The sequence below is a fragment of the Treponema endosymbiont of Eucomonympha sp. genome (assembly GCF_001028545.1).
In genome coordinates this window covers 1-3,084 of the sequence record NZ_BBPW01000089.1, presented here as the reverse complement: position 1 = coordinate 3,084, position 3,084 = coordinate 1, and the positions used below count along the sequence as shown (strand labels likewise).

Annotated in this window: 4 protein-coding genes and 1 CRISPR repeat array; of the genes, 1 reads left to right on the top strand and 3 read right to left on the bottom strand. The window is 47.0% G+C overall.

Annotation, left to right across the window (positions count from 1 at the left end):
* From AWU74_RS04610 to AWU74_RS04600, 3 genes are all read right to left on the bottom strand, one after another.
* On the bottom strand, positions 1-479 hold a 479-nt coding region (locus tag AWU74_RS04610; protein ID WP_162504813.1), incomplete at its 3' end, for a hypothetical protein.
* A gap of 27 nt (positions 480-506) precedes the next feature.
* Positions 507-713 (bottom strand): hypothetical protein, encoded by a 207-nt coding sequence (locus AWU74_RS04605; protein ID WP_062328088.1) that lies wholly within the window; start codon positions 711-713, stop codon positions 507-509.
* Positions 714-974: 261 nt separating this feature from the next.
* Positions 975-1,481 carry a hypothetical protein gene (locus AWU74_RS04600; RefSeq protein WP_162504812.1) on the bottom strand — a complete coding sequence of 169 codons (507 nt, stop codon included), beginning with the start codon at positions 1,479-1,481 and terminating at the stop codon, positions 975-977.
* Positions 1,482-1,536: 55 nt separating this feature from the next.
* Positions 1,537-2,585: a CRISPR direct-repeat array (repeat unit 36 nt; unit sequence ATCTACAACAGTAGAAATTAATAGTAACGTCTAGAC).
* A 175-nt stretch (positions 2,586-2,760) separates the two neighbouring features.
* Between AWU74_RS04600 and AWU74_RS04595 the strand changes: the two genes are divergently transcribed.
* Positions 2,761-3,084: transposase (locus tag AWU74_RS04595; RefSeq protein WP_187150838.1), on the top strand; the 324-nt coding region annotated here is incomplete at its 3' end.

The window sequence follows — 3,084 nt, the reverse complement described above, 5'->3', positions numbered from 1 at the left end:
ATGTTGTTTTCTATATATTTTATAATCCCCGCTTGCGTCAGATATTTTACGACAACGTCTTTGCCCTTCTTCTTTTTGAAAATCGGTTTGCCTTTTTCGTCATTGCCCGCGTTTTTGGCTAATTCGTTAGCCGCTTTTTCAAAAGCTGAACCTATGGCTTCGCGCAGCGATGTTTCCGCGTTTTTAACAGCGTCTTCATTATCGTTTTTATATCCGGTATAATACGCTAAAAAATCAATCTGCCTAGCTTCATCCGGACTGAGGCTCGAATTGATTATTTCCTCGTGTATCGTGTCCATAACAGGCTTAAGGGCAAGATACGCGTCCTTTATTTTCCTGTCCTGGTCAAGAATTTCTTTAAACAATTTCGCGGATTCCTCCGCTGAAAGCGTGTTGCCGTCTTTCCCCGCCGGTTTCAACTCGAACCGCAGCGTTTTTGATACTGAATACAGATTCGTCAATTCCTCAAATGCTGTCATTGCGCGCTCCTCATAAACGTATACCGTTTATTTAGTATCGGTTTTATTTTGAACAAAGACGAACCGCTTATGATAGCCGTCGATAAGCGTTTTAGCCGCTTTGCAGTATTCGGCGCGCTTCTCGTCATGCGCCAGAATTTTTGCCGCGCTGAACGTGCCGTTCGTCTTTCCGACGGGACGCAGCCACGCCCGCAGCGTTTTAGGCACGGCGTATTGACCGGTAAACGTATTCATATAACCTCCGCAAGCGCATAGCTATTTTGAATAGCGCCGAATATAGCATGTTACCGAAAAAACGGCAAGGCGCGCTTCGCCGCCGCGAATCGCCGTCCGCGGCGCACCGGCTGCAGGCGCCGCCTCCGCGCGGCTCGCAAGAGCCCGCGAGCTATTGCGCAAGAGTTGAACAGACCAATTCAGCTTTTGAATAGACCTGTTCAACTATTGCCGCAGCTTCGGCGACCTTAAATCTACAACAGCAGAAATTAACGGTAACGTCTAGACGAATTTGTGTTTGCAAAAAACCATGCGAGTTTTAACCGCTTTGCAGTATTCGGCGCGCTTTTCGTCATGCGCCAGAATTTGTGCCGCGCTGAACGTGCCGTTCGTCTTTCCGACGGGGCATAGCCTCGCCCGCGGCGTCTTTGCAGACCCGACTCGCCCTGCCTCATACCCGTGTCGGAGAGACGCATACCCGGAATTATGCCGCATATACCCGGAGTTCCGTGACGCATTCCCGGAGTTCCGCGCCTCATACCCGCGTCGGAGAGACGCATACCCGGAATTATGCCGCATATACCCGGAGTTCCGTGACGCATTCCCGGAGTTCCGCGCCTCATACCCGCGTCGGAGAGGCTCATACCCGGAATTATGCGGCATATACCCGGAGTTCCGCGACGCATTCCCGGAGTTCCGCGCCTCATACCCGCGTCGGAGAGGCTCATACCCGGAATTATGCGGCATATACCCGAAGTTCCGTGACGCATACGCAGGTATGCGCGGCAATAGTATTCTTCCTAACACGACATATAATATCTGATACATCTGCTCCATGCCTTGCGTCTACAACAGTAGAAATTAATAGTAACGTCTAGACATCCAAAATCAACGTTAGAGGATATAAATCTACAACAGTAGAAATTAATAGTAACGTCTAGACGTGCTGATTGTGGTAAGCCTTTTCCTCATCTACAACAGTAGAAATTAATAGTAACGTCTAGACTCTAGACCGGCTAGCGCGGCGTTTGGATAAGAGCTATCTACAACAGTAGAAATTAATAGTAACGTCTAGACATGTTCCATGGCAACTTGAGCCTGATCATCTACAACAGTAGAAATTAATAGTAACGTCTAGACAAAAGATATCACTTGGATTCCCATGATCTACAACAGTAGAAATTAATAGTAACGTCTAGACGGCCATGGAGTAAAAGCATCAGTCATAATCTACAACAGTAGAAATTAATAGTAACGTCTAGACACAGTGTAATAAATCGACTAGTCCATATCTACAACAGTAGAAATTAATAGTAACGTCTAGACTGGCAAAACATAGCAAATGGTTATTCACATCTACAACAGTAGAAATTAATAGTAACGTCTAGACATTGTCGGACTTGGTGCAGCTGGAAATCTACAACAGTAGAAATTAATAGTAACGTCTAGACCAGTAGCATCCCGTATAATCTGTCTTATCTACAACAGTAGAAATTAATAGTAACGTCTAGACTCTTTCTTTAGCGACATATAATCACTGATCTACAACAGTAGAAATTAATAGTAACGTCTAGACCGTACACGAACGCGGACGACTATTACAAATCTACAACAGTAGAAATTAATAGTAACGTCTAGACCATGTTTTCGCAGATATATGATACAGTAATCTACAACAGTAGAAATTAATAGTAACGTCTAGACCATAGATGCTATTTTCGCGGGCGATTGATCTACAACAGTAGAAATTAATAGTAACGTCTAGACAATTACAGCGCGATGTGCTTGATTGGATCTACAACAGTAGAAATTAATAGTAACGTCTAGACATTACTTATTATCGAAAACGATTTGTTGATCTACAACAGTAGAAATTAATAGTAACGTCTAGACTCTAACACCCGTTTTTGACGGCGTTTTGCGCCTGCGGCGCCGCGAAATCAGACGCTATCCGCCGCCTATTGTACCCATAACGCGCATTCTGCGCAAGAGCGCAGCGTTCGGCGCGGCGCAAAAAACAGTAAGACAGGGGGTTTGCATTCGCCCGGCACGATATAAGCGACGAGGCGTGGGAACGGATAAAAGAACTGCTGCCCGGACAGGCAGGGAAACGCAGGGGAGCGGCGAAAGACAGCCGTTTGTTATCAACGCGGTAGCGTGGCAGACGCGCACGGGCGCTCCGCGGAGGGATATACCGCCCGAATTCGGAAACTGGAACAGCATACACAAGCGGTTTTGCCGCTGGCGGGACAGGGAAATAGGGAAAATGCTGGCGGACGCCGCAATAGGCGAGCCTGCCGGGGATATCTTTATGATAGATTCGACGTATATCAAGGCACACGCGGACGCATGCGGGGCACAAGGCGGCAGTCAGGACATTAGCCGCACAAAA

Bases quoted from the DNA above. Each gene is read 5' to 3' on its own strand.
- AWU74_RS04605 (WP_062328088.1), bottom strand. From the start codon at position 713: ATGAATACGTTTACCGGTCAATACGCCGTGCCTAAAACGCTGCGGGCG.